General features: G+C 75.3%; 28 protein-coding genes. 18 read left to right on the top strand and 10 right to left on the bottom strand.

Annotation, left to right across the window (positions count from 1 at the left end; all coding sequences use genetic code 11):
- The first annotated feature begins 1 nt into the window (after position 1).
- Positions 2-679, top strand: a complete 678-nt coding sequence (locus ACQZ2A_RS15425) for a ferritin-like fold-containing protein (RefSeq protein WP_430212837.1) — start codon at positions 2-4, stop codon at positions 677-679.
- Between the two features lie 84 nt (positions 680-763).
- Here ACQZ2A_RS15425 and ACQZ2A_RS15420 read toward each other — a convergent pair whose 3' ends face one another.
- The 3 genes from ACQZ2A_RS15420 to ACQZ2A_RS15410 form a co-directional block, all read right to left on the bottom strand.
- Positions 764-1,036 carry a GlsB/YeaQ/YmgE family stress response membrane protein gene (locus tag ACQZ2A_RS15420; RefSeq protein ID WP_430212834.1) on the bottom strand — a complete coding sequence of 91 codons (273 nt, stop codon included), beginning with the start codon at positions 1,034-1,036 and terminating at the stop codon, positions 764-766.
- A gap of 184 nt (positions 1,037-1,220) precedes the next feature.
- A complete protein-coding gene (locus ACQZ2A_RS15415) occupies positions 1,221-1,451 on the bottom strand; it encodes a DUF3107 domain-containing protein (RefSeq protein ID WP_430212831.1) in 231 nt (76 codons plus the stop codon).
- Positions 1,452-1,597: 146 nt separating this feature from the next.
- On the bottom strand, positions 1,598-2,221 hold the full coding sequence (locus ACQZ2A_RS15410) for a TetR/AcrR family transcriptional regulator (protein ID WP_430212828.1): 624 nt from the start codon (positions 2,219-2,221) through the stop codon (positions 1,598-1,600).
- A 92-nt stretch (positions 2,222-2,313) separates the two neighbouring features.
- On the opposite strand from ACQZ2A_RS15410, the gene moeB reads away from it, so the two are divergent.
- From moeB to ACQZ2A_RS15375, 7 genes are all read left to right on the top strand, one after another.
- Entirely contained in the window at positions 2,314-3,498 is a 1,185-nt protein-coding gene (moeB, locus tag ACQZ2A_RS15405) for a molybdopterin-synthase adenylyltransferase MoeB (protein WP_430212826.1), read from the top strand.
- A gap of 14 nt (positions 3,499-3,512) precedes the next feature.
- On the top strand, positions 3,513-3,944 hold the full coding sequence (locus tag ACQZ2A_RS15400; protein WP_430212824.1) for a DUF1810 domain-containing protein: 432 nt from the start codon (positions 3,513-3,515) through the stop codon (positions 3,942-3,944).
- A gap of 150 nt (positions 3,945-4,094) precedes the next feature.
- Positions 4,095-5,561: a DUF222 domain-containing protein gene (locus tag ACQZ2A_RS15395; protein ID WP_430212822.1), complete on the top strand. Its 1,467-nt coding sequence runs from the start codon at positions 4,095-4,097 to the stop codon at positions 5,559-5,561.
- 65 nt (positions 5,562-5,626) lie between these two features.
- Positions 5,627-6,289, top strand: a complete 663-nt coding sequence (locus tag ACQZ2A_RS15390) for a GPP34 family phosphoprotein (protein ID WP_430212820.1) — start codon at positions 5,627-5,629, stop codon at positions 6,287-6,289.
- A 34-nt stretch (positions 6,290-6,323) separates the two neighbouring features.
- Positions 6,324-6,458 (top strand): hypothetical protein, encoded by a 135-nt coding sequence (locus ACQZ2A_RS15385; protein ID WP_430212818.1) that lies wholly within the window; start codon positions 6,324-6,326, stop codon positions 6,456-6,458.
- A 175-nt stretch (positions 6,459-6,633) separates the two neighbouring features.
- Entirely contained in the window at positions 6,634-9,738 is a 3,105-nt protein-coding gene (locus ACQZ2A_RS15380) for a PD-(D/E)XK nuclease family protein (RefSeq protein ID WP_430212815.1), read from the top strand.
- Positions 9,735-13,001 carry an ATP-dependent helicase gene (locus ACQZ2A_RS15375; protein ID WP_430212812.1) on the top strand — a complete coding sequence of 1,089 codons (3,267 nt, stop codon included), beginning with the start codon at positions 9,735-9,737 and terminating at the stop codon, positions 12,999-13,001. Before ACQZ2A_RS15380 ends, ACQZ2A_RS15375 begins: the two co-directional genes overlap by 4 nt.
- On the opposite strand, the gene ACQZ2A_RS15370 is transcribed toward ACQZ2A_RS15375, so the two are convergent.
- Entirely contained in the window at positions 12,973-14,190 is a 1,218-nt protein-coding gene (locus ACQZ2A_RS15370; protein WP_430212809.1) for a phosphotransferase, read from the bottom strand. The two genes, ACQZ2A_RS15375 and ACQZ2A_RS15370, sit on opposite strands and share 29 nt — an antisense overlap.
- 41 nt (positions 14,191-14,231) lie before the next feature.
- Between ACQZ2A_RS15370 and nudC the strand changes: the two genes are divergently transcribed.
- Entirely contained in the window at positions 14,232-15,194 is a 963-nt protein-coding gene (nudC, locus tag ACQZ2A_RS15365; RefSeq protein ID WP_430212806.1) for an NAD(+) diphosphatase, read from the top strand.
- A gap of 16 nt (positions 15,195-15,210) precedes the next feature.
- Here the strand turns inward: nudC and ACQZ2A_RS15360 are convergent, their stop codons facing one another.
- A complete protein-coding gene (locus ACQZ2A_RS15360) occupies positions 15,211-15,471 on the bottom strand; it encodes a mycoredoxin (protein WP_430212803.1) in 261 nt (86 codons plus the stop codon).
- Between the two features lie 76 nt (positions 15,472-15,547).
- Between ACQZ2A_RS15360 and ACQZ2A_RS15355 the strand changes: the two genes are divergently transcribed.
- From ACQZ2A_RS15355 to ACQZ2A_RS15330, 6 genes are all read left to right on the top strand, one after another.
- Positions 15,548-17,665 (top strand): ATP-dependent DNA helicase UvrD2, encoded by a 2,118-nt coding sequence (locus ACQZ2A_RS15355; protein ID WP_430212800.1) that lies wholly within the window; start codon positions 15,548-15,550, stop codon positions 17,663-17,665.
- Positions 17,666-17,824: 159 nt separating this feature from the next.
- The gene (locus ACQZ2A_RS15350; protein ID WP_430212797.1) at positions 17,825-18,064 is read left to right on the top strand and encodes a hypothetical protein; all 240 of its coding nucleotides are present in this window, start codon (positions 17,825-17,827) and stop codon (positions 18,062-18,064) included.
- A gap of 206 nt (positions 18,065-18,270) precedes the next feature.
- The gene (locus ACQZ2A_RS15345; protein WP_430212893.1) at positions 18,271-18,558 is read left to right on the top strand and encodes a WhiB family transcriptional regulator; all 288 of its coding nucleotides are present in this window, start codon (positions 18,271-18,273) and stop codon (positions 18,556-18,558) included.
- 41 nt (positions 18,559-18,599) lie between these two features.
- Entirely contained in the window at positions 18,600-18,731 is a 132-nt protein-coding gene (locus tag ACQZ2A_RS15340) for a hypothetical protein (RefSeq protein WP_430212795.1), read from the top strand.
- Between the two features lie 121 nt (positions 18,732-18,852).
- Positions 18,853-19,425 carry an HhH-GPD-type base excision DNA repair protein gene (locus ACQZ2A_RS15335; protein WP_430212793.1) on the top strand — a complete coding sequence of 191 codons (573 nt, stop codon included), beginning with the start codon at positions 18,853-18,855 and terminating at the stop codon, positions 19,423-19,425.
- Positions 19,426-19,427: 2 nt separating this feature from the next.
- Entirely contained in the window at positions 19,428-19,625 is a 198-nt protein-coding gene (locus ACQZ2A_RS15330; RefSeq protein WP_430212791.1) for a hypothetical protein, read from the top strand.
- A gap of 1 nt (position 19,626) precedes the next feature.
- On the opposite strand, the gene ACQZ2A_RS15325 is transcribed toward ACQZ2A_RS15330, so the two are convergent.
- From ACQZ2A_RS15325 to ACQZ2A_RS15315, 3 genes are all read right to left on the bottom strand, one after another.
- Entirely contained in the window at positions 19,627-20,979 is a 1,353-nt protein-coding gene (locus tag ACQZ2A_RS15325) for an ABC1 kinase family protein (protein WP_430212789.1), read from the bottom strand.
- Positions 20,976-21,524 (bottom strand): hypothetical protein, encoded by a 549-nt coding sequence (locus tag ACQZ2A_RS15320; RefSeq protein WP_430212786.1) that lies wholly within the window; start codon positions 21,522-21,524, stop codon positions 20,976-20,978. Before ACQZ2A_RS15320 ends, ACQZ2A_RS15325 begins: the two co-directional genes overlap by 4 nt.
- 266 nt (positions 21,525-21,790) lie before the next feature.
- On the bottom strand, positions 21,791-21,952 hold the full coding sequence (locus tag ACQZ2A_RS15315; RefSeq protein WP_013493366.1) for a DUF5679 domain-containing protein: 162 nt from the start codon (positions 21,950-21,952) through the stop codon (positions 21,791-21,793).
- A 199-nt stretch (positions 21,953-22,151) separates the two neighbouring features.
- Between ACQZ2A_RS15315 and ACQZ2A_RS15310 the strand changes: the two genes are divergently transcribed.
- Positions 22,152-22,700: a M48 metallopeptidase family protein gene (locus ACQZ2A_RS15310; protein WP_430212783.1), complete on the top strand. Its 549-nt coding sequence runs from the start codon at positions 22,152-22,154 to the stop codon at positions 22,698-22,700.
- Here ACQZ2A_RS15310 and ACQZ2A_RS15305 read toward each other — a convergent pair.
- The gene (locus ACQZ2A_RS15305) at positions 22,656-23,237 is read right to left on the bottom strand and encodes an NUDIX hydrolase (RefSeq protein WP_430212780.1); all 582 of its coding nucleotides are present in this window, start codon (positions 23,235-23,237) and stop codon (positions 22,656-22,658) included. The genes ACQZ2A_RS15310 and ACQZ2A_RS15305 overlap by 45 nt on opposite strands.
- Positions 23,234-24,601 carry a zinc-dependent metalloprotease gene (locus ACQZ2A_RS15300; protein WP_430212778.1) on the bottom strand — a complete coding sequence of 456 codons (1,368 nt, stop codon included), beginning with the start codon at positions 24,599-24,601 and terminating at the stop codon, positions 23,234-23,236. The genes ACQZ2A_RS15305 and ACQZ2A_RS15300 overlap by 4 nt, the downstream gene beginning before the upstream one ends.
- Positions 24,602-24,700: 99 nt before the next feature.
- On the opposite strand from ACQZ2A_RS15300, the gene ACQZ2A_RS15295 reads away from it, so the two are divergent.
- Together ACQZ2A_RS15295 and ACQZ2A_RS15290 are read left to right on the top strand one after the other, a co-directional pair.
- Entirely contained in the window at positions 24,701-25,135 is a 435-nt protein-coding gene (locus ACQZ2A_RS15295) for a molybdenum cofactor biosynthesis protein MoaE (protein WP_430212775.1), read from the top strand.
- Positions 25,132-26,244, top strand: a complete 1,113-nt coding sequence (locus ACQZ2A_RS15290; RefSeq protein WP_430212772.1) for a YlbL family protein — start codon at positions 25,132-25,134, stop codon at positions 26,242-26,244. Before ACQZ2A_RS15295 ends, ACQZ2A_RS15290 begins: the two co-directional genes overlap by 4 nt.
- Positions 26,245-26,248 lie beyond the last annotated feature (4 nt).

The following is a 26,248-nucleotide window of genomic DNA, read 5'->3' as shown; positions in this document are numbered from 1 at the left end:
CATGGACCAGGACCCGTCGGGGAGCCCCGCCGTCGGCACCGTCGACGCCGCCGTCGTCGACCTCCTCGGGGTCCTCGCGTACGGCGAGCTGACCGCCTTCATCCGGATGGCCGCCGACTGCGACCTCGCCCCGACCCTGTCGCTGAAGTCGCAGATGGGGCAGCTCGCGACCACGGACTACCTGCAGTACCAGCAGCTCGCCGAGCACATGCGGGGACGCGGCATCGACCCCGAGGCGGCGATGGCGCCGTTCGTGGCCCCCATCGCCTCCTTCCACGAGCGCACCCGCCCGCGCGGCTGGCTCGAGGGGCTGGTCAAGGCCTACGTCGGTGACGGCATCGCCAAGGACTTCTACCGCGAGATGTCAGGCTTCGTCGACGAGCAGACCCAGGCGGTCATGCAGAGCGCCCTCGACGACGCCGGCCACGCCGACTTCGTCGTCCAGATCGTCCGCGACTCCATCCGCACCGACCGCACGGCCGCCGGACGGCTGGCGCTGTGGGGCCGGCGGCTGCTGGGGGAGGCGCTGTCGCAGGCCCAGGCGGTGGCGGTGGAGCGCGACGCGATGGCCGCGCTGCTCGTCGGCGGCGGCGTCGACCTGGGCGAGGTCGGGCAGATGTTCACCCGACTCACCGACAACCACCAGCGCCGGATGACCCGGATGGGGCTGGACTCCTGAGGGTCCTGCGCGACCCGGTCCCGACACGACGAGGCCCCCGCCGGACGGCGGGGGCCTCGCGTGCTCGACAGGTGGTGCGGGGGGTCAGCGGGTGACGGTGCGCCCGCGACCGGCGGTGACGCGCTCGTAGCCGACGATGAGGACGGCCGCGACGATGACCGAGACGAGCCAGCGGATCCAGTCGACGCCGTTGGTGGTCTGGACGCCGAGCAGGCCCGCGAGGAACCAGCCGATGACGGCACCGAGGATGCCGAGCACGATGGTCACGAGGAAGCTGATGTTCTGGCGGCCCGGCAGGACGAGGCGGGCCAGGACGCCGATGATGATGCCGGCGACGATCGAACCGATGATGGACACGAGTGGCTCCTTCCCGGGGCCGGTCGGGCCCCGGTGCGTACCGGTTCCGGTGCCGCGGCGGGTGGCCGTGGCGCGGGCGCCGGGGAACCGGCGCAGGTCCGACGCTAGACCCTCGACGAAGGTTAGGCAGACGTTAGACGCACGCGAGTTTCACCGGGGATCGCCGCAGGTCAGCGTCGGTGCGTCAGGGGGTGGCGCCGAAGCCGACCTTGCCCTTCTCGGACTCGCCGACCTGGACCCACGCGACGGCGCGGCCCGGGACGAGCACGGAGCGGCCCTTGGTGTCGGTGAGCCGGAGCACGGCGTCGGGGGAGGCGAGCGCGGCGTCGACGGCGGCGGCCACCTCGGTGGCGTCGGCGTCGGTCTCGACGGTGAGCTCGCGGGCGACGTTCTGGACGCCGATGGTGACCTCCACGGGGCACACACCTTTCGTTCTGGGGCCACGGTGGTGTCCGTGGCGGGGACGGGATCTCGCGCTCAGGCTAACGGGCGCCGCCCGGTCGCTGTTCCGGTGCTCGGGCGTGTTCGCCGAGGGCTCAGCGGTGCGGTGCAGCGTGCGGCTCAGCCGCCGACCTTCGGGAAGGACCCGAGCCCGCGCCAGGCGAGCAGGCTGATGATGCGCGCCGCCTCGCCCTCGGGGATGTCGCCGTCCTGGGCCAGCCAGTGGCGGGCGGCCACCTGGGCCATGCCGGCCAGGGCCGAGCCGAGGAGGAGGGCGCGCTCGTCGTCGACACCGGTGTCCTCGGCGATGACCTCGCTGATCGCCTCGGCGCAGGCGAGCTCGACGGCGTCGAGGCGGGCCCGGACTTGGGGCACGCTCGTGAGGTCGGACTCGAAGACCATCCGGAAGGCGGCGTCCTCGCGGCTGACGAAGTCGAAGTAGGCGGCGACCGTGGCGCGCACCCGCTGCTCGTTGTCGCCGCCGGTGTGCTCGAGCGCCTTGCGCACGAGGTCCTCGAGGGTCTCGCAGTGCGTGTCGAGGAGGGCGAGGTAGAGGTCGAGCTTGCCGGGGAAGTGCTGGTAGAGCACCGGCTTGGAGACGCCGGCGCGCTCGGCGATCTCGTCCATCGCGGCGGAGTGGTACCCCGACTGCACGAAGACGGCCTGGGCGGCCTCGAGCAGCTGGGCGCGCCGCTCGCTGCGGGGCATGCGCGGGCTGCGGGCGGTCGTGGTCGGGCTGCTCATGGGTCCTCCGGCTCGTGGCGTCGCCGGTCATCCTACGGACGGGTAGCCCTGAACCGGTGGGCGCGACGCACCGCGGTGTTAGGTTCCGGGACATGGCACGACCTCCGCTGGTGCCGCCCGGCCCGGAGCTCACCGCGGCCGAGCGCACCCGGTTCGCCCGCCACCTCCTCCTGCCCGACCTCGGCGTCGGCGGCCAACGCCGGCTGCGTGCGGCACGGGTGCTCGTGGTCGGGGCAGGGGGGTTGGGCTCGCCGGCCCTGCTGTACCTGGCGGCCGCCGGGGTGGGGACGATCGGCGTGGTCGACGACGACGTCGTCGAGGCGACGAACCTCCAGCGGCAGGTCGTGCACGGGGTGGCCGACGTGGGACGGGACAAGGTCGACTCCGCCGCGGAGGCGCTGGCGGCGATCTCCCCGGACACCGTCGTCGTCCGGCACCGCGAGCGGCTCGACACGGTGAACGCACTGTCGGTGCTCGCCGACTACGACCTCGTCCTCGACGGCGCCGACAACTTCCCGACGCGCTACCTCGTCGGTGACGCCTGCGCCCGGCTCGGGGTGCCGCACGTGTGGGGGTCCGTGTACCGGTTCGACGGGCAGGTCTCGGTGTGGTGGGCGGGGGAGGGGCCCTGCTACGCGTGCGTCTTCCCGTCGCAGCCGCCGGCCGGTGCCGTGCCGTCGTGCGCGGTGGGCGGCGTGCTCGGGGCGGTGTGCGCGTCGGTGGGGTCGGTGATGGCCACCGAGGCGGTCAAGCTGGTGACGGGGGTCGGGGAGGTGCTCGTCGGCCGGCTGCTCGTGCACGACGCGCTGCGCCAGACGTGGGATGCCGTGCCGGTGCGGCGCGACCCGGGATGCCCGGTGTGCGGCTCGGGGGCGGACGTGTCGCGTCCCCTGGGCTGGGCGACCGAGCGTGGCGCCGATGGCTCCGATGCCGTTGTCGCAGAGCCGAACCGGCCGAGCATCGACGTCGTCGAGCTGGCGCGGCTGCTGGGGGAGCGGGACGGCGGTGGGTCGTCGTTCACGCTGTTGGATGTCCGGGAGCCGGGGGAGCGGGATGTGGCGGCCATCCCGGGGTCGGTGCTGCTGCCGGTCGGCGCCGTGCGTGCGGGCGAGGACGTGCCGGGTTCTGCCGGAACGGTGTACGTGCACTGCAAGGCCGGTGGCCGGTCGGCCGAGGCGGTGGACCTGTTGCGCGCCAAGGGGATCGATGCGGTGGACGTGACCGGGGGCATCCTCGCGTGGTCGCGCGACGTCGACCCGTCGGTGCCGACGTACTGAGGCGGTGGGTGTCGATGGGGGCTGACGTGTCGCGGTTCGTCGAGGCGCAGGAGTCCGGAGGGACGTACGCGTCGGCCTTGGTCGAGCTGCGTGCCGGCGAGAAGCGTTCGCACTGGATGTGGTTCGTGTTCCCGCAGGTGTCCGGGCTGGGGCGCAGCCCGACCGCGGTGCACTACGGAGTTGACGGGTTGGGGGAGGCGCGGGCGTACCTGGCGCACCCGGTGCTCGGGCCGCGGCTGGTCGAGTGCTGCGAGGCGCTGCTCGCTCTGGACGGGTCGGACCCCGTAGCGGTGCTCGGCGGCATCGACGCGGTCAAGCTCCGCTCCTCGATGACCCTCTTCGCGCAGGCGGCCGGGGAGGGGTCGGACGGGCCGTTCCGTGCCGTGCTGGAGCAGTACTTCGCCGGCGAGGAGGACCCGGCCACGGTGGCGCTGCTGGCGGGTTGAGCCGGTCCCGGCGACCGGCGTGGGCTGCGCGACGGTGGTCGTGGCGGGGACGTCCAATTGCTCCCGATACTGGGCCAAAGAGTCTGTCGTGCAGTCGAATCGGTCTGTGGAAACTCTTGCCGATCGAACGGATGTTCGGTAGGATGAGGCATGGACAGGGGGACGATCTCGAGCCGCATCGCGGCACTCCGATCGGAGTGCGCGCGGTTGGGTCGTGAGCTGGTCGAGTCCGGTCACGGGTTGTCGTCGGAGGACGCGTTCGAGCTCGCCGGGGAGGCGCAGGGGTTGGCGAACGTGGCTGATGCGTTGGTGGCGGTGAGCGCGGCGTGGGGTGCGCGGTTCGAGACGCGGCTCTCGGGGGATGGTCCGGCGGAGCGGGTGCACCCGGTGGGGTTCGTGGACCAGATGTCTGGGGTGATGTTCTGCCTGGAGGCCGGCCTGACCGAGGGCGTGGCGGGGCGGAAGGTGACGTTGGGGGCGGTACTCGGGCAGCGATTCCCTCGTACGCGTGACCTGTTGGTCGAGGGCGCGGTGGGCACGATCGCGGCACAGAAGGTCGTCGACGCGTGCGCCGGTCTGGATGTGGAGGCGTGCGGGCGGGTGGATGCCGAGCTCGCGCCCCGGCTGGCTTCTCTGGACCCGGCCCGGGTGATGTCGGAGGCGCGGCGGGTCGCGACGCGGGTGGCGGCGGACCAGGTCGCGGCGCACTTGGCGTTGACGAAGACGGGTCGGCGGGTGGAGGTGTGCCCCGGCGCGGACGGGTTGACGGAGTGGTTCGCCTCGCTCCCGACCGCGACCTCGGCGGCCATGTGGTCGGCCGTGGAGTCCCTCGCCGGGGAGTACCGCGAGGTCGACGACTCGCTGTCGGTGCCGGAGTCCCGCGCCGATGCCCTGACCGACCTGGTGCTGCGGAACGTGACCGTGTCCGCGCAGGTCACCCTCGGGGTGCCGGTCGTCACCGACCGTCCGGCTCCGGAGCCGGCCACGGGTGAGCGGTTCCGGGTCGACTGGGACGACGACGACACCCTCATCGACCACACCACCGGTGTCGAGACCCGGTACGGCGACCTCGACCCTGCGACCCGTGAGGAGCTCTCCTGGGTCGAGGAGCCGGCCGAGGAGGACTGGAGCGACCGCGCCGACCTCATGGCCGAGGTCAGCCCCGGGTTCGCCGTCTCCGGCACCCACCTCCCGAACCTCGGCTGGGTCGACCCCGCCACCCTGGCCAACCTGCTCAGGCTCCTCCCGATGGACGTCGCCAGGGCGGTGCTCGAGGCCGAGACCGGCACCCTGGCCTCCCTGACCACCAGCGCGTACAAGCCCACGAAAGCCATCACCGACTTCGTCAAGACGAGAGACGGGACCTGCCGCATGTGGGGCTGCACGAGGCCCGCCGAACACTGCGACCTCGACCACGTCCGAGCCTGGCCCGACGGCGAAACCACGCCCACCGGCCTCGAGAACCTGTGCCGGCGGCACCACCGCTTCAAGCAGCAAGGCCGCTGGCGGCCCGTCATGTCACCCGACGGCACCATCACCTGGCACGGCCCGAACGGCCGCGTCCGCACCACCGAACCCCAGCACCGCACCGAGCGTCAGCGCCGCGTGGCGGGGTGACGTTGCCCGGACGGCGCAGAACATCCACCTTGTGCCCACCGCCCGCCGGTGCCACGCTCCCCTTCGTGGGGGAGCTCCTGGTCGCGCAGGCCATCTGGCTGCTGGGTCAGGACGAGCAGTGGATGCGACCGCGCGCAGGGACGATGCCGGTCGTGGCCGCCGCCGCTGCCGTGCTCGACGTCATCGGGTCGGGGGCGGCGCGATGGGACGAGGGGGGCGGTGGCATCGCGGTCGACACCGGTTCGGTGCCGGCGCGAGAGGGGCTGCTCGGCTGCTGGACGGAGCGCCTGGCTCGTGCGGCCGCGACCGGTCCGCTGCCGGTCATCCATTCCGTCGACGCCGTGAGCCCCGACGTCTGGGAGCTGCTCGGTGCCGACCTGGCCGCCGCGGGGCTCACCGAGGACGTGCCCAGGGCGTTGGCTCGGTGGCGGCCACCGAGGCGCCGGCCACGTCCGGAGCCCAGCCGGCGGGTTCGGACGCGGTTGCTGGACGTCGTCCACGGTCGGCGTGAGGGCACGGAATGGGATGAGGGCGTCCTCGCGGTCGCATCCTGCGCGGGGGTGCTGGAGCACGTCCTGAGCGGGAGCGCCTTCACGGACACGAGCGTCCTGGTGCCGGTGGAGCGGTACCTGAGCCGCAGCGACCTCGTCCCGCGCCTCGAACCCGCGCTCTCCTACCTGACGAGCATCGGCCCCGTCCTCGGGAGCCACGGTGAGGGCGCGAGCTAGGCCGGCGCCGGCGGGGCCCTGCCACCAGGGGCCGGTGCCGTCGAGCCCGCCGCCGCACGAGGTCCTGCAGGCCTTCGGGTTGCGCGAGGAGCCGCAACGTCTGGCCGGCGGGCAGGGGCAGAGCTGGCGCTGCGGCGAGGAGGACCCGGCCACCTTCGCTCTCCTCTGATCCCGTTCGAGGTATCCCGCTGTCACGAGACGGAGGCCGGATACCTCGACCCGAGCCCAGTGACTTGTGGTTCGAGGTGAAAGAGGACCCTGAGAAGGCCCGACATCACCTCGACCCGGCTGCGCGGCGCCCGGCCGTCGTGCCGGGTGTCCCCGCCGCGTGGTGGAATCGCGTCGTGCTCGTCCTCCGTCGTCCCGCCCCCGGTCCGACGGCCGTGCCGGAGCTCGATGCGGCACAGCGGGCGGCGGTCGACGCCACGGACCCGGTCGTCCGGGTGCTCGGCGCGCCCGGCACCGGCACGAGCACGGTCGCGGTCGAGCGGGTCGTCCGCGCGGTGGTGCAGGACGGCCTCCCCGCCGACTCCTGCCTCCTGCTCGCCCCCACCCGGCTCGCCGCCGCCCGCCTCCGCGACGTCGTCACCGTGCGGCTCGGCGGCACGACCACCACGCCGCTCGCCCGCACCCACCAGTCCTTCGGGTTCGGCCTGCTCCGCGAGGCCGCCGCGCTCGAGGGTGGTGACACCCCCCGGCTGCTCAGCGGCCCGGAGCAGGACGTCATCCTCCGCGAGCTCCTCGCCGGGCACGCCTCCGGCGACACCCCCGCGCCCCCGTGGCCGGAGTCGGTGCGGCTCGCCCTGCCCACCCGCGGCTTCCGTTCCGAGCTGCGCGACCTCCTGATGCGTGCCCTCGAGCTCGGACTCACCCCCGCCGACCTCGAGGCGCTCGCCCTCCACCACGACCGCCCCGAGTGGACCGCGGGCGCCGCCGTGCTGCGCGAGTACGAGGACGTCACCGCGCTCGGGGCGCCCGGCGCGTTCGACCCCGCCGCCATCCTCACCGCCGCCGCCGACCTCCTCGAGACCGACGACGCCGCGCTCGACCGGCTCCGGCGCCGCCTGCGCCTCGTGGTCGTCGACGACGCCCAGGAGCTGACGCCCGCCGGGCTGCGGCTGCTCCAGGTCGTGGTCGGAGGGACGGGTGTCCCGCTCGTGCTCCTCGGCGACCCGGACGCCGCCACCCAGACCTTCCGCGGCGCGGACCCCCGGCTCTTCGTCACCGCCTGGCCGGACGCGAGCGCCCACGTACTCACCACCGGGTACCGTTGCGCCACACCGGTCTCCGCGGCTGCTGCTCGTGTGGTCGGGCACGTCGGTGTCGTCGGTGGGGCAGCGCACCGCGCCCCCGCACCGGTCGCCCCCGACCGGACCGGAAGCGCCGAGGCGCACCTCCTGCGCACGGTTGCGCAGGAGGGGGCGTTCGTCGCCGGGCTGCTGCGCGAGGCGCACCTGTTCCAGGGGGTGCCGTGGTCGCGGATGGCGGTCATCGTGCGCGGTGGCTCGCGCACCGCCACGCTCCGGCGGTCGCTGCGCTCGGCCGGCGTCCCGCTCGACACCGCCGTCGCCGACCTCCCGGTGCGCGACGAGGTCGCCGTGCGGCCTTTCCTCGCGCTCCTCGCGAGCGCCCTCGACCTCCTCGCGGGCGCCGACGAGCTCGACCCCGAGGTCGTCGTCGACGCCCTCACCTCCCCGCTCGGTGGCGCCGACTCCGTGGGGCTGCGCCGCCTCCGGCGCTCGTTGCGCCGCCTCGAGCTCGACTCCGGCGGAGGGCGACCCAGCGACGCCCTGCTCGCCGAGGCCGTACTCACCCCCGCCGCCCTCGACCACGTCGGACCCGAGGCGATGCCCGCCCGCCGGGTCCATCGCGTCCTCGCCGCCGCCGTCGAGGGGCTGCGCGACGGCGACGGCGTCGAGGAGGTCCTCTGGTCGATGTGGAGCGCCTCCGGCCTGGCCGGGCCGTGGCGGGAGGCCGCGCTGGCCGGGGGGCCCGCCGGTGCGCGCGCCGACCGCGACCTCGACGCCGTCCTCGGGCTCTTCGAGGCCGCCGGGCGCTACGCCGACCGGCTGCCCGGCTCCACCCCGGCCGCCTTCCTCGACCACCTCCTGGGGCAGGACGTCGCCGGCGACACCCTGGGGGCGCGCTCCGAGCAGGGCGAGTCCGTGGCCCTGCTCACCCCGGCGGCCGCCGCCGGCCTCGAGTGGGACCTCGTCGTCGTCTCCGGTGTACAGGAGGGGGTCTGGCCCGACCTGCGCCTGCGCGGCTCGCTCCTCGGCTCCGCCGACCTCGTCGACGCCGTCACGGGCCACGACACCACGCCGAGGGCTGCGCGGGCCCGGGTCCGCCACGACGAGACGCGTCTCTTCCACGTCGCCGTCACCCGTCCCAGGCATCGCCTCGTCGTCACCGCGGTCCGCAGCGAGGACGAGCAGCCCTCGCCCTACCTCGACGTCGTCGACCCCCGCCCCGACGCCCGCCCGTTCACCGACGTCCCGCGCCCGATGACGTTGCCCGGCCTCGTCGGCGAGCTGCGGCGCACCCTCCTCGACCCCGACCCTGCGGCGCGGGGCGCGGCCGTCACCACCCTCGCGCGGCTGGCCCGCGAGGGCGTCGCCGGGGCCGACCCCGGCCAGTGGTGGGCCCTGCGCGGTACCACCGACGACCGCCCGCGCCGGGCCGCCGACGTGCCGGTCCGCGTCTCGCCGTCGATGGTCGACCGCTTCGGCCAGTGCGGCCTCCAGTGGGTGCTGCGGGCGAGCGGCGGCGACGGTCCCTCGATGGGCGCCCAGGACATCGGCACGCTCGTGCACGAGATCGCGCACGACCTCGGTGACGCCGACGCCGCCGCGTACGCCGCAGAGCTCGAGAAGCGTTGGGGCAGGCTCGGGTTGCCTCCGGGTTGGCTGTCCCGCCGCGACCTCGCGCGAGCCACCGCGATGACCGACCGGCTCGCCAGCTACCACCGCGAGGCCGAGGCGTCGGGCTGGCGGCGGGCCGCCTCCGAGCAGGCGATGCGGGTCGCGCTCGGGCGGGCCGTCGTCGGCGGCACCGTCGACCGCATCGAGGTCGGCCCCGGCGGCACAGTGCGGGTCGTCGACCTCAAGACCGGCTCCCGCAAGCCCACCAGGGACGACCTCGCCCGCCACGGCCAGCTCGGGGCCTACCAGCTGGCCGTCGAGGCCGGCGCCTTCGCCGAGCACGGCACGGGCTCCGGCGGAGCCGGGCTGCTCCAGCTCGGCCGGGCCGCCAACAAGGGGACGACCCTGCAGGTGCAGGTGCCGCTCGCCGACGACCCCGAGGACCCGGCGTGGGCCCGCGACCTCCTCGAGCGCACGGCCGAGGGGATGGCCGCGGCCACCTTCACCGCCCTGCCGGCGCGCGAGGTCTGCGGCACCTGCCAGGTCAAGGACTCGTGCCCGGCGCAGCCCGAGGGGAGGCGGGTGTGAGCACCGTTGCCGCACAGCGCTGGTCGGCCGTCGACCTCGCCCACGCCCTCGGCCAGTCCTACGCCCCCACCCCGGAGCAGGCGGCGGTCATCGAGGCGCCCCTCGACCCGCTGCTCGTCGTGGCGGGCGCCGGGTCGGGCAAGACCGAGACGATGGCCGCCCGCGTCGTCTGGCTGGTCGCGAACGGCCTCGTCCGACCCGACGAGGTGCTCGGCCTGACCTTCACCCGCAAGGCCGCGGGCGAGCTCTCCGAGCGCCTCGCCGCACGGCTCACCACGCTGCGCGAGGCCGGGCTGTGGGCCCCCGACCCCGAGGACGGCGCAGCGGTCCTCGACGACGCCCCGACCGTGTCGACCTACCACGCGTACGCCGGGCGGATCGTGCGCGAGCACGGCCTGCGCCTCGGGGTCGAGCCCGAGAGCCGGCTGCTCACCGAGGCCGCCGCGTGGCAGTTCGCCCACGAGGCGGTCGTCTCCTGGGACGGCCCGATGGACGAGGTCGACAAGGCCGAGTCGACCGTCACGACCGCCGTCGTCGACCTCTCCGGCGAGATGGCCGAGCACCTCGTCGGGCCCGAGCGGCTCGGCGCGCACCTCGACGAGGTGGTCGCCACCCTCGAGGCCCTGACCAAGCCGGACGGGTCCCGCAAGCGCGCCAACCCGATGCGCGAGGTCGTCGGTGTGCTGCGTCAACGCGCGGCCGTCGTCCCGCTGGTCGAGGCCTACCACGCGCTCAAGCGGTCCCGCGACGCGATGGACTTCGCCGACCAGATGGCCCTCGCGGCCCGGCTGGCCACGACGGTGCCGCAGGTCGGGGTGGCCGAGCGCCGGCGTTTCCGGGCGGTCTTCCTCGACGAGTTCCAGGACACCTCCGAGGCCCAGCTCCAGCTGCTGCGCGCGCTCTTCGTCGCCCCGGGGGAACCGGTGCCGGTGACGGCCGTCGGCGACCCGCACCAGTCGATCTACGGCTGGCGCGGTGCCTCCTCGACCACCCTCGACCGCTTCCGCACCGACTTCGCCGACCCCGACCCCGCGCGGGTCCTCCACCTGTCGACGAGCTGGCGCAACGACCGCGCGGTCCTGGCCGCCGCCAACGTCGTCGCCGGGCCGTTGGCGGCCACCTCGCGGGTCGAGGTCCGCGAGCTCGCCGAGCGTGCCGGCGCCGGGCCCGGCCACGTCGCCACCGCCCGCCTCGGCACCCTCGAGGACGAGGCCCGCCACGTCGTCGACTGGGTCACGCGCCGGATGGCCCGCCCCGGTCGCTCGACGGCAGCGGTCCTGTGCCGCAAGCGGTCCCAGTTCGACCCGGTCGTCGAGGCGCTCGAGGCGGCCGGTGTGCCGTTCGAGGTCGTCGGTCTCGGTGGGCTCCTGCACACCCCGGAGGTCGCCGACCTCGTCGCGCTCCTCCACGTCGTCCAGGACCCCACGCGCGGGGACCGCCTGATGCGCCTGCTGACCGGGCCGTCGTGCCGCCTCGGCGCCGCCGACCTCGACGGACTGGGGGAGTGGTCCCGGGTCCGGCAGCGGGTGCGCCGCCCGGCCCGCGGGGCCGACCTCGCCCCCGACGCCAGCGAGCAGGCGAGCATCGTCGAGGCGCTCGACGACCTCCCGCCGGCTGCGTGGGTCGGTGACGACGGGCAGCGACTTTCGCCCACGGCCCTGACCCGCCTGGCCGGGCTCGGTGCCACCGTGCGCCGGCTGCGCTCGCTCACCGGGCTCGGCCTCCCCGAGCTCGTCGCGGAGGCCGAGGTGGCGCTCGGGCTCGACATCGAGGTGCTGGCCCGGCCCGGGTACACACCGGGTGCGGCCCGCGCGCACCTCGACGCCTTCGCCGACGTCGCCGCCACCTTCGGGGCCAGCGCGGACCGCTCGAGCCTCGGCGGCTTCCTCGCCTGGCTCGAGGCGGCCGTCGACGAGGAGCGTGGCCTCGACCTCGGCTGGGTCGAGGCCCGACCCGACGCGGTCCAGGTGATGACCGTGCACGCGGCCAAGGGGCTCGAGTGGGACGTCGTGGCCGTGCCGGGGCTCGTCGAGTCCTCGTTCCCGGCGCACTCGGCGACCCAGGGCAAGGTCGTCGGCGACTCCTGGGGCCATGCCGAGCCGAACGACAAGGCGTGGCTGGTCGGCCTCGCCACGCTGCCCTACGACCTGCGCGGGGATCGCGAGGGCCTGCCCCGCTTCGGGTGGTCCGACGCGCACGACTGGGACTCGGTGGCGCTCGCGCACGAGCGGTTCACCCGGGCGGCCGCCGAGCACGGCATCGCCGAGGAGCGCCGGCTGGCCTACGTCGCCACGACCCGCGCCCGTGCCGACCTGCTGCTCACCGCGCACGTGTGGGGCACCGCCTCCACGCCGCGGGTGACCTCGCGGTTCCTCGAGGAGGTCCGCGCCGCCCTGCCGACCGTGCCCGGCCCGTGGGTCGACCTGCCGCCGGTCGACGACGGCGCCCCGCAGAACCCCCGCACCGCGCAGACCGTCGCCGTCAGCTGGCCGACCCTCGACCACGTCGAGCGCCGCGAGCGGCTCCTCGGCCCGGCGCGTGCGGTGGCCGAGGCCGCGGCCGCGCCCGTCACGACCGAGGGCACCGGGCGCTGGGAGGTCGAGGTGGCGATGCTCCTCGACGAGCGGGCCCGCCGCCGCTCGGGTGCCGACGTCGACGTGCCGCTGCCCCCGCACCTCTCGACCTCGGCCCTGGTCTCGCTGGCCGAGGACGCCGAGGCCTTCACCGAGCGGTTGCGCCGCCCGATGCCGCAGCCGCCGGCCCTCGCGGCCCGGCGGGGCACCGCCTTCCACGCCTGGGTCGAGGAGCACTACGCGCGGGCCGCCATCGTCGACGTCGACACCCTGCCCGGTTTCGCCGATGACGGCGACGAGCCGGGGGGCGACCTCGCCGGGCTGCGCACGGCCTTCCTCGCCTCCGAGTGGGCCGCCCGCACCCCCGTCGAGGTCGAGACGAGCGTCGAGACGGTCCTCGACGGCATCGCGGTGCGCGGGCGCATCGACGCGGTCTTCGAGGACCGGGGCGCCGACGGCGAGCCGGTGTGGACGGTCGTGGACTGGAAGACGGGCGCCCCGGCCACCGGTGCGCGCGGGCGGGCCCGGGCCCTGCAGCTCGCGGCCTACCGGCTGGCGTGGGCCCGGCTGCGCGGGGTGGCGCCGGAGCGCGTGCGCGGCGCCTTCTTCCATGCCGCGACGGGGGAGACGGTGTGGCCGGACCTCCCGGACGAGGAGGAGGTCAGCCGAGTCCTCGGCGCGGCTCGCTGAGCCCGTCGTCGCTGAGCCCGTCGTCGGTGTCGTCCTCGGCGCCGTCGCCCTCGACCTCGTCGGTCGCGGGCTCCGGCTCCGGCTCCGGCTCGGACCCGGTGGTCTCGACCTCGAGCCAGGCCGGCGGCGCGGGCCTGGCCACCTCGGGCAGTGGCTCGTCGTCGTCGTCCTCGTCGACCACCAGCGCCGGCGGCGGGGTGGGCCGGGTGCGCACGGTGACGGGCGCCAGCGAGGTCCGGCGGTAGTCGTCGTCGGACTCCTCGGCCGCGTGCACCGTGTCGTCGAGGCGGCGCAGCTGGGTGGCGAGCACCTCGACGGCCGCGACGTCCTTGCGGGTCAGGGCGTCCATCAGCCGGGTGAGCATCCGGAGCTCGGCGTACAGCCGGGCCCGCACGAGGAGGTTGGCGTCGGGCCGCTCGACGCGGGCGTGGGCGTAGGCCTCGAGGACGGTCTCGACGGCGTCGGGTTCGGCCTCGGAGACCAGCGCCGCGAAGTCGTCCGCAGGATCGGCGACCTTGGCGTCCTCCCAGCCGGTGACCGCCTTGACGCGGCCGGTCGAGGCGTCACGCTCGTCGTCGAAGACTGCGAGCACCTCCTCGCCGGTGAGGTCGCCGTGGGTCGGCACCGCGGCGAAGCGCCACAGCGTGACGTCCTCGAGGGCCTTCTCCCAGCGGGCCAGCAGCGAGGTCGGCACGCGCCCGGTCTCCGCCGCGCGGTCGAGCTCGGTGAGCCGGCGGGTGCGGTACGCGTCGGCGTCGTAGGAGGGGAGCCCGGCCTCCTCGAAGAGCGCCGGGTCGGTGTTGTGCAGCGCGGCCAGCGCGCGGCCGAGCTCGGCGGCCAGCCCCGGCCCGGGAGGGAGCGCCGCCAGCTCGAGCGGGTGGCCCGGCAGGAAGGGGTAGACGGCCGCCCGGCCCCCGGACCCCAGCGCGACGAAGCCCTTGGGGGCGGGGACGGCGAACGGCAGCCGGCGCGCGAGCAGGCCGAGGAGGGCGACGGCGCGGTCCATCTCGGCCCCGGCGACGTCGGTGCGCGGCGCGCGGACCACCCAGCGGCGGTGCTCGCGGTCCTGGACGAAGGCGACGTCGAAGTGCTGGCCCGGCAGGGTCGGGAGCGCCTCGACGCTCACCGGGTCCAGGCCCGGCACGGCGGCGCTGGCCAGCGCCGCGAGGAAGGAGGGGCTGCGGTCCACGACCCCACGGTATGCCGTGCGCGCCGCCTAGGCTGGGAGCCGTGCCCCGAGCCGAGCATTCTCTTCCCGACGTCGCCCTGACCCGCCGCTCGCTGGACCGCCGCAGCGACCTGCGCGAGGACCCGGCGCTCCTCACGACCCTCCTCGCCGACCCGGCCACCCGGGTCTTCCGGCTGCGGGGGGACGGCGCCGAGGTCGTCGTCGGCACCGGCGGGGCCGATGGTTCCGACGGCACGACCCGGGTCGTCCTGGCCACGCCCGAGCCCGCCGACGCCGACCACCTCGTGGTCTACCTCGGGGAGGCCGGCGGGGTGCACCACCTCGGCGTGGCCGAGGACCTGCCCGAGGGGAGCGCGCCGCCCGAGGGCCACCGCACGCTGCGGCAGGTCGGGGCGACCCTCGACGACGTCGGCGCCTCGGTCTTCGCGACCACCCTCGCCCTGGCCAACTGGCACCGGGCCCACGGCTTCTGCCCGCGCTGCGGCAGCCCCACCGAACCGGTGCTCGCCGGATGGGTGCGCCGGTGCCGCGCCGACGGCAGCGAGCACTACCCGCGCACCGACGTGGCGGTCATCATGGCCGTCGTCGACGACGACGGCCGGCTGCTGATGGCCCGCGGCCGCGGCTTCACGACGAAGGGGATGTCGGTGCTGGCGGGGTTCGTCGAGCCCGGGGAGACCCTCGCCGCCGCCGTGGCCCGTGAGGTCCACGAGGAGGTCGGGGTCGAGGTCGAGGACGTCACCTACCTCGGCGACCAGCCCTGGCCCTTCCCGTCCGGGCTGATGGTCGGGTTCACCGCCCGCGCCCGCGGCACCGAGCTGCGCCTGCAGGACTCCGAGATCGCCGAGGCGCGCTGGTGGTCGCGCGAGGAGCTCATGGCCGCCGTCGCCGACGGCTCGCTCGTGGTGCCGGGCGGCATCTCCATCGCCCGGCGGATCGTCGAGCACTGGTTCGGCGGGCCGGTGGCGGCCCCGGAGGTCGTCGACTTCCGGCGCCGGTCCTGACCGCGCCCGGCCCCGGTCAGCCGAGGCGCTCGCGGACCTCGGCGAGCGAGGGGTTCGTGGCGGCCGAGCCGTCCGGGAAGAGCACGGTGGGCACGGTCTGGTTGCCCCCGTTGACGAGCATCACGTAGTCCGCGGCGTCCGGCTTGCGCTCGATGTCGACCTCGGTGAAGGCGATGCCCTCCCGCTCGAGCTGGGACTTCAGCCGGCGGCAGTAGCCGCACCACGTCGTGGTGAACATCGTGACGGTGCCGGCGGCGGGGGCGCTGAGGGTGCTCATGCCCCCTCAACAGCGGGAGCGCCGCGGCCCTTCCCGGCCGTCGGCGCCGTCGGTGCCGCGACCTAGGATCGTCGTGATGTCCACCCTCCCCGTCCACCCCGGCGCCGACGATGTGCTCGACGCGCTCGACCCCGAGCAGCGCGAGGTCGCCGCGCACCCGGTCGGGCCCATGTGCGTGCTCGCCGGTGCCGGCACGGGCAAGACGCGCGCCATCACGCACCGCATCGCCTACGGGGTGCTCTCCGGCGCCTTCCAGCCGCAGCGGGTGCTCGCCGTCACCTTCACGGCCCGGGCCGCGGGTGAGATGCGCACCCGGCTGCGCGACCTCGGTGTCGGCGGGGTGCAGGCCCGCACCTTCCACGCGGCCGCGCTGCGCCAGCTGCACTACTTCTGGCCCCAGGCCATCGGTGGCGCCGCACCCGAGGTCATGCCGCACAAGGCCGGGGCGGTCGCCGAGGCCGGCGGCCGGCTGCGGCTGCGCCTCGACTCCCCGGCGGTGCGCGACCTCGCCTCCGAGATCGAGTGGGCCAAGGTCTCGATGCTCACCCCCGACACCTACGCGGCAGGGGCGGCCCGGGCCCGCCGCGAGCCGCCGGCCGGGCTCGACGCCACGGCGATGGCCCGGCTGATGGCCGAGTACGAGGAGGTCAAGACCGGCCGGGGCGTCATCGACTTCGAGGACGTCCTGCTCCTCACGGCCGGCATCCTCGGCGAGCACGAGCAGGTCGCACGGGCGGTCCGCGGCCAGTACCGGCACTTCGTCGTCGACGAGTACCAGGACGTCAACCGGCTGCAGCAGACGCTCCTCGACCGGTGGCTCGGCGGCCGCGACGACGTCTGCGTCGTCGGTGACCCCGCCCAGACCATCTACAGCTTCACCGGCGCCTCGCCCCAGCACCTGCTGGGGTTCCGGTCCACGCACCCGCAGGCCCGCGTCGTCGAGCTGGTCCGCAACTACCGCTCCACGCCCCAGGTGGTCGGGCTGGCCAACCTGGTGCTCCGCAGCCCCGGTGGCGGACGACGGGCCGGCTCCGTCGAGCTGCGGGCCCAGCGCGACGACGGCGTCGCGCCCGAGCTGCTCGTGGCCGACGACGACCCCGCCGAGGCCGAGCAGGTGGCGACCCGCATCGCCGACCTCGTCGGGTCCGGCCACCCGCCGGCCGAGATCGCCGTGCTGTTCCGCACGAACGGGCAGAGCGAGCAGTTCGAGTCCGCGCTCGCCGAGCGCGGCATCCCCTACCTCGTCCGCGGCGGCGAGCGGTTCTTCTCCCGCCGCGAGGTCCGCGACGCCGTCGTCCTGATGCGCGGCGCCGCCCGCTCCGACGACGGCGAGGTCGCCCTTCCCGACCTCGTCCGCGACGTGCTGCTCGGGGCGGGGTGGAGCCGTGAGGCGCCGACGTCCGGGGGAGCGGCCCGCGAGCGGTGGGAGTCCCTCTCGGCGCTCGCGTCCCTCGCCGACGACGTCGCCGCCCTCGACCCCGAGGCCCGGATGCCCGCCTTCGTCCGCGAGCTCGACGAGCGCGCCGCGGCCCAGCACGCGCCCACCGTGCAGGGCGTCACCCTCGCCTCGCTGCACGCCGCGAAGGGCCTGGAGTGGGGCACCGTCTTCCTCGTCGGGTGCTCCGACGGGCTGCTGCCCATCACGATGGCCGACACCCCCGAGGAGGTCGAGGAGGAGCGCCGGCTGCTCTACGTCGGCCTGACCCGCGCCCGCGACCGCCTCGTCATCAGCTACAGCCGCGCGCGCACGCCGGGGGCCAAGGGCACCCGGCGCCCGTCGCGCTTCCTCGACGGCACCGAGTCCGTCCTCGGCGCGGCGGCCCGCAGCCAGCCGCGCCGGAAGAAGGCGTCGGCGAAGGAGCGGGCGTCGCTGCCCACCGTGTGCCGCGTCTGTGGTGGCCCGCTCGCGACGGCCAAGGAGCGCACGATCGGGCGCTGCACCACCTGCCCGCCGTCGATGGACGAGCAGCTCTTCGAGGAGCTGCGCGCCTGGCGCCTCGAGACCGCCCGCGAGCTCGACGTCCCGGCGTTCGTCGTGTTCACCGACGCCACGCTGACCGCCATCGCCGAGCGCGAGCCCGCCGACACCCGCGAGCTGTCGCGCATCACCGGGGTCGGTCCGGCCAAGCTCGAGCGCTTCGGCGCGCCCGTCCTCGAGATTGTCAAGAATTTTTCCGAGGCACAGAACGGTTGAGCCGCAACGGAGTTCATCCTCCTGACGGCGCAGGTTCACCGACCCGCCACCGTTAATCCGTTGCCGCCGCTTCGGCGGCGGTCCTACAGTGTCGGGGAACACCTCGCGTGCCCACCCGGGCACGGACCACGACCGAGACCGCGAAGGAGGGTTGGAGACATGGACACGACGCAGTCGACGAACGGCATGCCGGCGATGGCCGCTGCCCGCACGACCCTCCTCGATGCCGTCTGGTACGGCTCCACCACGGCCCACGCGGTCGATCGAGGTCGGGTCCAGGGGCGCACTGTCTCCGCTGCCGCCTTCGGCGCGCGTGAGGCCGTCGTGGCCGGCGTGAAGACCGGCATCGCCACCGCCCCGTCCACGGGAGACGTCCGCCTCGAGGGGCCACCTGTCTAGCACCAGGTAGCCACCACCTCGAGGCCGCGGATCCCCCCAGGGATCCGCGGCCTTTCTCGTATTTCCCCCGGGCCCACCGGCCTCCACAGACCAGTACACGCGAGGACCACCAGATGAGCACCACGACCGAGCGGCGCGACCCGCACCGCCCCCCGAGTACCACCCTGCGCCACACCCGGCGCGCGACGAACGGAGGTGACACCCCCATGCAGCTGACCGACCTTCTCGACCTGCACGACACGGCCGTCATCGACGGTGAGGGGATCCCCTGCCGCGAGAACGACGCCGAGCTGTGGTTCGCGGACACCCCCGAGGGCGTCGAGTTCGCCAAGGCGCTCTGCCGGACCTGCCCGGTCCGGGAGACCTGCCTGGCGGGCGCCCTCGACCGCCGCGAGCCGTGGGGCGTCTGGGGCGGGGAGTACTTCGTCCAGGGAGCCGTCGTGGCGCGCAAGCGTCCGCGTGGCCGTCCCCGCAAGACCGAGGTCGCCGCCTGAGCGGCGTTGCGACACACCAGAACACACGACAGGAGAACGACATGTACCACCGCCGGATGCAGCGCGTCCGTCGCGTCGTGCACCAGCGCAGCGTCCACGAGGCGCAGCGTCGGGAGCGCGAGGCGGCCAACCGCGAGCAGATGCGCGCGGTCGTCCACGCCATCGTCCGATGAGCGTGCGGCCCGCAGAGCGCACCGCCCCCGACACCGCGTCGGGGGCGGTGCCCGTTCCACCCCTGCGCGAGCGGGACTTCTGGCGCGCCGTCGCCGCGAGCGTGCTGGCTACGCTGGCCCCATGGCCGCGCTGACGATCGCCCAGGACCCCGCCGCCGACCAGGTGCTCTCCGAGGACCCGTTCGCGCTCCTCACCGGCATGCTCCTGGACCAGCAGTTCCCGATGGAGCGGGCCTTCGCCGGGCCGGCCAAGGTCCTCGAGCGCTTCGGCACCCTCGACCCCTCGGCCGTCGCCGACGCCGACCCCGAGGCGTTCGCCGACCTGTGCGCCACCCCGCCCGCCGTCCACCGCTACGGCCGCTCGATGGCCGGGCGCATCCAGGCCCTGGCCGTCGTCGTCCGCGACGAGTACGACGGCGACGCGAGCCGGCTCTGGACCACGGCCACGAGCGGCCGCGAGCTCGTCGCCCGGCTCAAGGCGCTCCCCGGGTTCGGCGACCAGAAGGCGCGCATCTTCGCCGCCCTGCTCGGCAAGCAGCTCGGCGTGCGGCCCGAGGGCTGGCAGGAGGCGTGCGGCGCCTACGCCGAGGAGGGGTCCTTCCGCAGCGTCGCCGACGTCGTCGACCCCGACTCGCTGCAGAAGGTCCGCGACTTCAAGAAGTCGGCCAAGGCCGCCGCGAAGGCCAAGGCCTGAGGATGCCCGGGGCGCCCGCCGCCGACGCGGCGATGGTCTGCGCCACCTGCGGCGCCACCCCGACCCCCGAGGAGGCGGCCACCGCTGCGCTCACCTGGAGCCGCGGCACCGAGAACGGGCGCGAGGTCTGGACCTGCGCCGCGTGCAGCCGCCGGCACTTGCGCAGCATCGAGGGCAAGCTCGACTCCGCGTGGTGGTGACTCAGGCGCTGGGGTCCGGTGGGATGCGCGACTCGTCGACGCCGGGGAGGTAGGCGCAGACCATCTCGCGCAGCGGCACGGTGCCGCCGACCTGGCTGAGGACGCCGATGCCGCCGAGCCACACCCGGTGGATGAGCAGGTACTCGGGCGGCAGGTTGAGCTTGAGGCCGATGAGGAACTGCGGGCGGCGTGGGTCCTGGATCTGGGCGGCGGCCCCGCGCAGCCAGGCGCGGGTCGGGGTGAACTGCTCGTGGAGGATCGGCTCGACGAGCGGCTGGAGGTACTCGACGAGCCCCTCGGGGTCGATCTCGATGCCCGGCCGGATGAACCCGGCGCGGCGCAGCACCCGGACCAGCCCCTCGCCGTCGCCGGCCAGGGCGTTCGTGAGGATGCCGCCCATCTCCGGCGGCATGCCGCCGGGGAGGCGGTTGACCGCGCCGAAGTCGAGGACGCCGAGCCGGCCGTCCGGCGTGATGCGGAAGTTGCCGGGGTGCGGGTCGGCGTGGAGGAGCCGGGCCCGGGTGGGCGCGCGGAGCTGGAACTCGAGGTAGAGCGAGGCGGCCTCGTCGCGCTGCTCCTGGGTGCCGTCGGCGATGATCCGCGCCAGCGGCGTGCCCTCGACCCACTCGCTGACGAGCACCTGCGGGGACTCGACGAGGACGTCGGGCACGAGCACGTCCTCGTCGTCGCGGAAGGCGCGGGCGAAGTGCCGCTGGTGGCGGGCCTCGAGGGAGTAGTCGAGCTCCTCGGACATCCGCGCCCGCAGCTCGTCCATGATCGGCTTGACGTCGATGCCGGGCACCAGCGAGCCGGCCATCCGGGCCACCCGCGAGATCTGGGCGAGGTCGGAGAGCAGCGCCTTGCCCGCCCCGGGGTACTGGATCTTCACGGCGACCTCGCGCCCGTCGCGCCACACGCCCCGGTGGACCTGCCCGATGGACGCCGCCGCGGCCGGGACGTCGTCGAACTCGACGAGCTTGGTGCTGGCCCAGCGCGGCCCGAGCTCCTCGGCGAGGATGGCGTGCACCCGGTCGGCGCCCATCGGCGGGCCGGACTCCTGGAGGCGCGTCAGCGTCGCCCGGTAGGGGCCCGCGAGGTCCTCGGGCATCGCGGCCTCCATGACCGACAGGGCCTGCCCGAACTTCATCGCCCCGCCCTTGAGCTGGCCGAGGACGGAGAACAGCTGCTCGGCGGTGCGGGCCTGGAGCTCGGCGGCGACGGCCTCGGCGGGCTTGCCGCCGACCCGCTTGCCGACCCCGAGCGCCGCGCGTCCGGCGTGCCCCAGGGGCAGGCCGGCGAGCCGGGCCGCGCGCGCGATCGAGGACCCGGGGATGTCTCGTTCGCGCTCGCTCACCCCGCCATTCTCACCGACGCGCACCCGCACCCGGGACGGGAGGTCCAGACCCTGTGCAGGACCGTCGTGGCCCCGGGGCCGACCTCGGTGGAGACGGCGCCCAGCGAGAGGTCGCCCGCGAGCGCCGCGAGGACGGTGACGGCCGCGACCGCCGAGGCGAGGACCACCGCCGAGGGGTCGGCCGTGCGTGGGCCCGGCGGTGGCACGCCGGACCCGACGCAGGCGAGGCAGGGCGTGCGGTGCGGCACCACCAGCGGGCCGACGACGACGGTGCCGTCGCCGCCGGTCACCGGGAGGACCGGGACGCGGGCGGCGTGCCAGGGGGCGCCGAGCGAGGGAGCCGTCAGCCACGCCGGACGGCGGTCCTCGCAGACGAGCAGGACGACCGAGGGCCCCTGCTCGCCACCGGCCAGGGCGAGCTCGGCGGCATCGGCGGCGTGGGCCCCGGTCCGCAGCGGCACCCGGCAGCGGCGCAGCTGGGCGCCGACCTCGTCGGCGAGCCGGCCCCACCCGTCGACCACCACCGGTCCGCGCACCGTGTCCACCCGTGCCTCCTCGCTCGGCTGCGGGTCATCCTGCCCCCGAGGCCGCCGCCCGCGCGGCCGTCGTCCACAGCCCCCGGGCGCGCGGGTGCCCGGACGACCGCGCCGTCACCGTGGTGGCGCGGAAGCTGGCTGGTGACGGGGATGCATCCCCGTCCTCGATGACTTTCCGTGTCATCACCGTGACGACGCGGAAACCCATCACGCCCCGGACGCGCGGACGGCCCCGGACCACGAGGGTCCGGGGCCGTCCGCTGCCGCTCGGGGGCTCAGGCCTTCCCGAGGATGCGGTTGAGGTTCGTGCCGCAGACGGGGCACTGGCCCTTGGCCATGCGGCGCCCGTTCTCGGAGACGACGACCTTCCCCTCGGCCTCGCGCTTCTCCTTGCACTTGACGCAGTAGAACTCGCCCTTGTAGGTCTCGTCAGCCATCGACGCTCTCCTTGTCGCCGGCGTCGGGGGTCCCGGGTGCCGGAAAGAGGTGCCGCCCGGAGGCGGTCTGGACGCTCACACCCTAGCCACGCCGCAGGTCAGCGGCCCGTGGCCACGCGGGCGCACGCGGGAATCCTCGCCCAGCGCGCCCCACCCGAACCACGGGTCACATCCGTCCCGGAGGGCCTAGAGTCGGGGTGTGGGACGGCCGGACGTGGAGGTCCGCCGCAGCCGCAGACGCCGCCGCACGGTGAGCGCCTACCGGGACGGCGGGCGCACCGTCGTGCTCATCCCCGCCTCCTTCTCGGCCGCCGAGGAGGCCCGCTGGGTGGACCGGATGCTCGCCAGCCTCGAGCGCGGCGAGCGGCGCCGCCCGGTCAGCGACGAGGCCCTGGCCGCACGCGCCGCCCGGCTCTCCACCCGCTACCTCGGCGGGCACGCGCGCCCGCAGAGCGTCCGGTGGGTCTCGACGATGGACAAGCGCTGGGCCTCCTGCACCCCCGCCGAGGGCACGATCCGGGTCTCGGACCGGCTGCGCGAGGTCCCCGAGCACGTCCTGGACTACGTGCTCCTCCACGAGCTCGCGCACCTGCTCGTCAGCGGCCACGGCCCGGCGTTCTGGCGGCTGCTGGCCTCCTACCCGCGCCTCGAGCGCTCGCGGGGGTTCCTCGACGGGCTGGCGCACGCGTCGGGGATGCCGACCTCAGAGGAGCCCGAGGGCCCGGCGGGCGAGCTCGACGAGGGGTGAGAGCTCGGCCCGGGTCCCCTCGGGCAGCGCGTCCACGGGCCACCAGCGCACGTCGAGCGACTCCTCGCTCGTCACCGGCTCGGCACCCTCCGGCGCGACCGCGGCGAAGCGCACGTCGAGGTGCTCGCGGCAGTGGCCGAAGTCGCCGTCGAGGACGTGCCGGTCGAGCTGGACCGGGTCGGGCAGCGGCTCGAGCCCGGCGATGCCGGACTCCTCGCGCCCCTCACGGCGGGCCGCGGCCCACAGCGAGGTGTCGCCGACCTCGAGGTGCCCGCCGAACTGGAACCACTGGCGGGCGCGGCGGTGGTGGGTCAGCAGCACGCGCTCGCCCGCGGTGTCGAGCACGAGGCACGAGGCGGTGAGGTGCTCGGGCGGGCCGGCCTTGGCCACGCCCTCGGGGTGGGAGGCGAGGAAGGACAGGTAGGCGCGACGCAGCTGCTCCTGACCGGCGTCGGGCGCGCTCCAGGCGCCGAGGACGCGGGCGGCGTCGGCGTGCAGGTGGGCGAAGGAGCGGGCGACCTCGGCTGCCCGGGTCACCGCTCTCCCTCGTCGCGCAGCAGCGCGTCGAGCTCGGCGTCCAGGTCGTCGCGGGCCGGCTCGGCGGTGCGCTCGACGTAGCCCAGCGGGTCGTCGAGGTCGGCCGTCGAGGGCGCGAGGTCGGGGTGGCGCCAGGCGCCGTCGCGCGCGCCCGGGCCGCCGGAGTCCTCGAGGGCGCGGAACAGGTTGGCGGCGTCGCGCAGCCGGCGGGGCCGCAGCTCGAGGCCGACCAGCGAGCCGAAGGCCTTCTCGGCCGGGCCGCCGGCGGCCCGGCGGCGCCGCACGGCCTCACCGAGGGCGCCGGCCGCGGGCAGGTGCTCGGCGACCGCACGTTCGGTGACGACGTCGACCCAGCCCTCGACGAGCGCGAGCAGCGTCTCGAGCCGGGCGAGCGCCGCGACCTGCGCGGGGGAGTGGGTGGGCGCGAAGAGCCGCCCCTGCAGGGCCTCCTGGACGGCAGCGGGGTCGGAGGGGTCGATCGAGCGGACCGCCTCCTCGATGCCGTCGGTGTCGATGGTGATGTCCGAGGCGTAGTCGCGGACCGCGGCGAGCAGCCCGGCCGACAGCCACGGCACCGACGTGAAGAGCCGCACGCGGGCGACCTCGCGGACCGCGAGGTACAGCCGCGCCTGCGGCTCGTCGACCTCGAGGCCGGCGGCGAGCTCGCGCAGGGCGGCGGGCATCAGCACGACGTCGGGGGCGGTGACGAGGGGGAGCGAGACCTCGCACCCGGAGACCACCTCGCCCGCGAGCTGCCCGACACCCTGGCCGAGCTGGAGGGAGAACATCGAGCCGTGCATGCGGCGCAGCATCGGGCCGGCCTGGTCGAGCATCCCGGACATGCCCTCGGGCAGCGCGCCCTCGGGGAGGTCGGCGAGCTGGCGGCCCATCGCCTCGGTGACGGCGTCGGTGACGCCCTCGGCGACCGGCTCGACGAGACCGGTCCACACGGGCATCGTCGCCTCGACCCACTCGGCCCGGCTCCACGCGGTGCCGCGCAGCGTCGGGGCCGACAGGTCGGTGACGGCGTCGAGCCACAGGCCGGCGACCTGGACCGCCTCGGCGGCGGCCCGCTTGTCGGCCTCGGCGGCCAAGGCGTCCCCGGCGGCGGCCACCGTCTTGCGGGCGGTGTCGGTGGCCAGGGCGGCGTCGACGGTGGTGTCCCCGGCGGGTGCCGCGAACATCGCCTGCACCTGCCCCATCACCATCTGGAGCATCTGCGGGTCGACCTTGTCCAGGCCCATGCCGCGGACCATCGCGGCGAGCTGCGGGTCGATCTCGCCGCCGCCGGTCAGGCCGCGCAGCACCTGCTCGAGCTCCGGGGGGAGGTCGGGGGTCTCGTCGTCGTCGGCGTGGTCGGTCACGGCCGGTCTCCTGCGGTTCGGGTGAGAGGATGTGGTCCTGTCGTACCCAACCACGGTCGCGCGGGAATCGTTCCGGTGACCGCCCCCGGAGGAACACCTGTGCCCACCGATGACGCCGCGGTCGCGCTCGTCGCCGTCCGTGACGAGCCGCTGTCCGTCGACGAGGCGCTCGCCGCCGTCCGGCACCCCGTCTGCGGGGGCGTCGCCCTGTTCGTGGGCGTCGTGCGCGACCACGACCACGGCGACTCCGTGACCGGGCTCGAGTACTCCGCGCACCCCACCGCGGAGGAGACGATGCGAGCCGTCTGCGACGAGGTCCTCGCCTCCTCCGACGCCGTGCGCCTCGCCGCCGTCCACCGCACCGGCACCCTCGCCGTCGGCGACCTCGCCGTCGTCGTCGCCGCGGCCGCACCGCACCGCGGGCAGGCCTTCGACGCCTGCCGCGCGGTCATCGACACCCTCAAGGCCCGCACCCCCATCTGGAAGCACCAGCAGCTCGGCGACGGCTCCAGCGAGTGGGTGGGGCTGCCGTGAGCGGCGCCCCGGGGGGCCTGCGCCTCCACGAGGACGTCCCGCCGGCCGACCCCCGTCCCGCCGGCCGCCCCGGACGGCTCGCCGCCGGGCTGCTGACCACCACCTTCCTCCTCGTCGTGCTCGCGGCCGGGCTCTCGTTCGTGGGGCTGCCGTACGTCGTCCTCTCGCCGGGGCCGGCCACCAACGTGCTCGGCGACCTCGACGGTAAGCCGGTGCTCGCGATCTCCGGCACGAAGACGTACCCGACCGAGGGGGCGCTGGACTTCACCACCGTCGCCTTCGAGGGCGGCCCCGGCCGCAAGGTCACGGTGTACGACCTCGCCGAGGCCTGGCTGCGCGACGACGTCGAGACCGCCCCCGAGCGCTACTACTTCCCCGAGGACACCTCGGAGGAGGACGTCGAGGCCGAGAACGCCGAGATGATGAACGAGTCCCAGGTCGTCGCTGCCGCCACCGCGCTGCGCGCCCTGGGGCGGACCGTGGGCACCACGGTCACCGTGGCCGACGTGCCGAAGGGCGGTCCGGCGGACGGCATCCTGGCGAAGGGCGACGTCGTCGTGAGCATCGACGGCACGGCCACCACCGACTCCGCCGAGGTCCGGGCCGCGGTGCAGGAGCACGCGCCCGGCGAGCAGGTGCGCATCGTCGTGCGCCGCGACGGTGCCGAGAAGGCCCTCACGGTCCGGGCCGGGAACGCCGACGGCCGGGCCGTCGTCGGCATCCTCCTGCGCACCGACTACGACCTCCCCGTCGACGTCACGCTCAACACCGGGCAGGTCGGGGGGCCCTCTGCCGGACTGATGTTCACGCTCGCCATCTACGACCGGCTGACGCCCGGCTCCCTCACCGGGGGCCAGCGCATCGCCGGCACCGGCACCATCGCCGACGACGGCAGCGTCGGCCCGATCAGCGGGATCCGGCAGAAGCTCGTCGGCGCCCACGAGGCCGGTGCGCGCTGGTTCCTCTCGCCGGCCCAGGACTGCGCCGACGCGGTCGGGCACGTCCCCGACGGCATGACGCTGCTCAGGGTCTCGACGTTCGCGGAGGCGCGCACCGCCGTCGAGGGCATCGCCAAGGGCGACACCGACGGCCTGCCGACCTGCGGCTGAGGCG

Source organism: Phycicoccus avicenniae (genome assembly GCF_050496545.1).
Taxonomy (GTDB): domain Bacteria; phylum Actinomycetota; class Actinomycetes; order Actinomycetales; family Dermatophilaceae; genus Phycicoccus; species Phycicoccus avicenniae_A.
Note: the sequence above shows the minus strand (reverse complement) of the source record. Positions and strands in the feature narration are given on the sequence as shown.

Excerpts from the sequence above, each read along its gene's own strand:
- ACQZ2A_RS15425 (WP_430212837.1), top strand. The coding sequence starts at position 2 with ATGGACCAGGACCCGTCGGGGAGCCCCGCCGTCGGCACCGTCGACGCC.
- ACQZ2A_RS15410 (WP_430212828.1), bottom strand. The coding sequence starts at position 2,221 with ATGAGCAGCCCGACCACGACCGCCCGCAGCCCGCGCATGCCCCGCAGC.
- moeB (WP_430212826.1), top strand. The coding sequence starts at position 2,314 with ATGGCACGACCTCCGCTGGTGCCGCCCGGCCCGGAGCTCACCGCGGCC.
- ACQZ2A_RS15400 (WP_430212824.1), top strand. The coding sequence starts at position 3,513 with ATGGGGGCTGACGTGTCGCGGTTCGTCGAGGCGCAGGAGTCCGGAGGG.
- ACQZ2A_RS15395 (WP_430212822.1), top strand. The coding sequence starts at position 4,095 with ATGGACAGGGGGACGATCTCGAGCCGCATCGCGGCACTCCGATCGGAG.
- ACQZ2A_RS15360 (WP_430212803.1), bottom strand. The coding sequence starts at position 15,471 with ATGAGCACCCTCAGCGCCCCCGCCGCCGGCACCGTCACGATGTTCACC.
- ACQZ2A_RS15355 (WP_430212800.1), top strand. The coding sequence starts at position 15,548 with ATGTCCACCCTCCCCGTCCACCCCGGCGCCGACGATGTGCTCGACGCG.
- ACQZ2A_RS15350 (WP_430212797.1), top strand. The coding sequence starts at position 17,825 with ATGGACACGACGCAGTCGACGAACGGCATGCCGGCGATGGCCGCTGCC.
- ACQZ2A_RS15345 (WP_430212893.1), top strand. The coding sequence starts at position 18,271 with ATGCAGCTGACCGACCTTCTCGACCTGCACGACACGGCCGTCATCGAC.
- ACQZ2A_RS15340 (WP_430212795.1), top strand. The coding sequence starts at position 18,600 with ATGTACCACCGCCGGATGCAGCGCGTCCGTCGCGTCGTGCACCAGCGC.
- ACQZ2A_RS15335 (WP_430212793.1), top strand. The coding sequence starts at position 18,853 with ATGGCCGCGCTGACGATCGCCCAGGACCCCGCCGCCGACCAGGTGCTC.
- ACQZ2A_RS15330 (WP_430212791.1), top strand. The coding sequence starts at position 19,428 with ATGCCCGGGGCGCCCGCCGCCGACGCGGCGATGGTCTGCGCCACCTGC.
- ACQZ2A_RS15315 (WP_013493366.1), bottom strand. The coding sequence starts at position 21,952 with ATGGCTGACGAGACCTACAAGGGCGAGTTCTACTGCGTCAAGTGCAAG.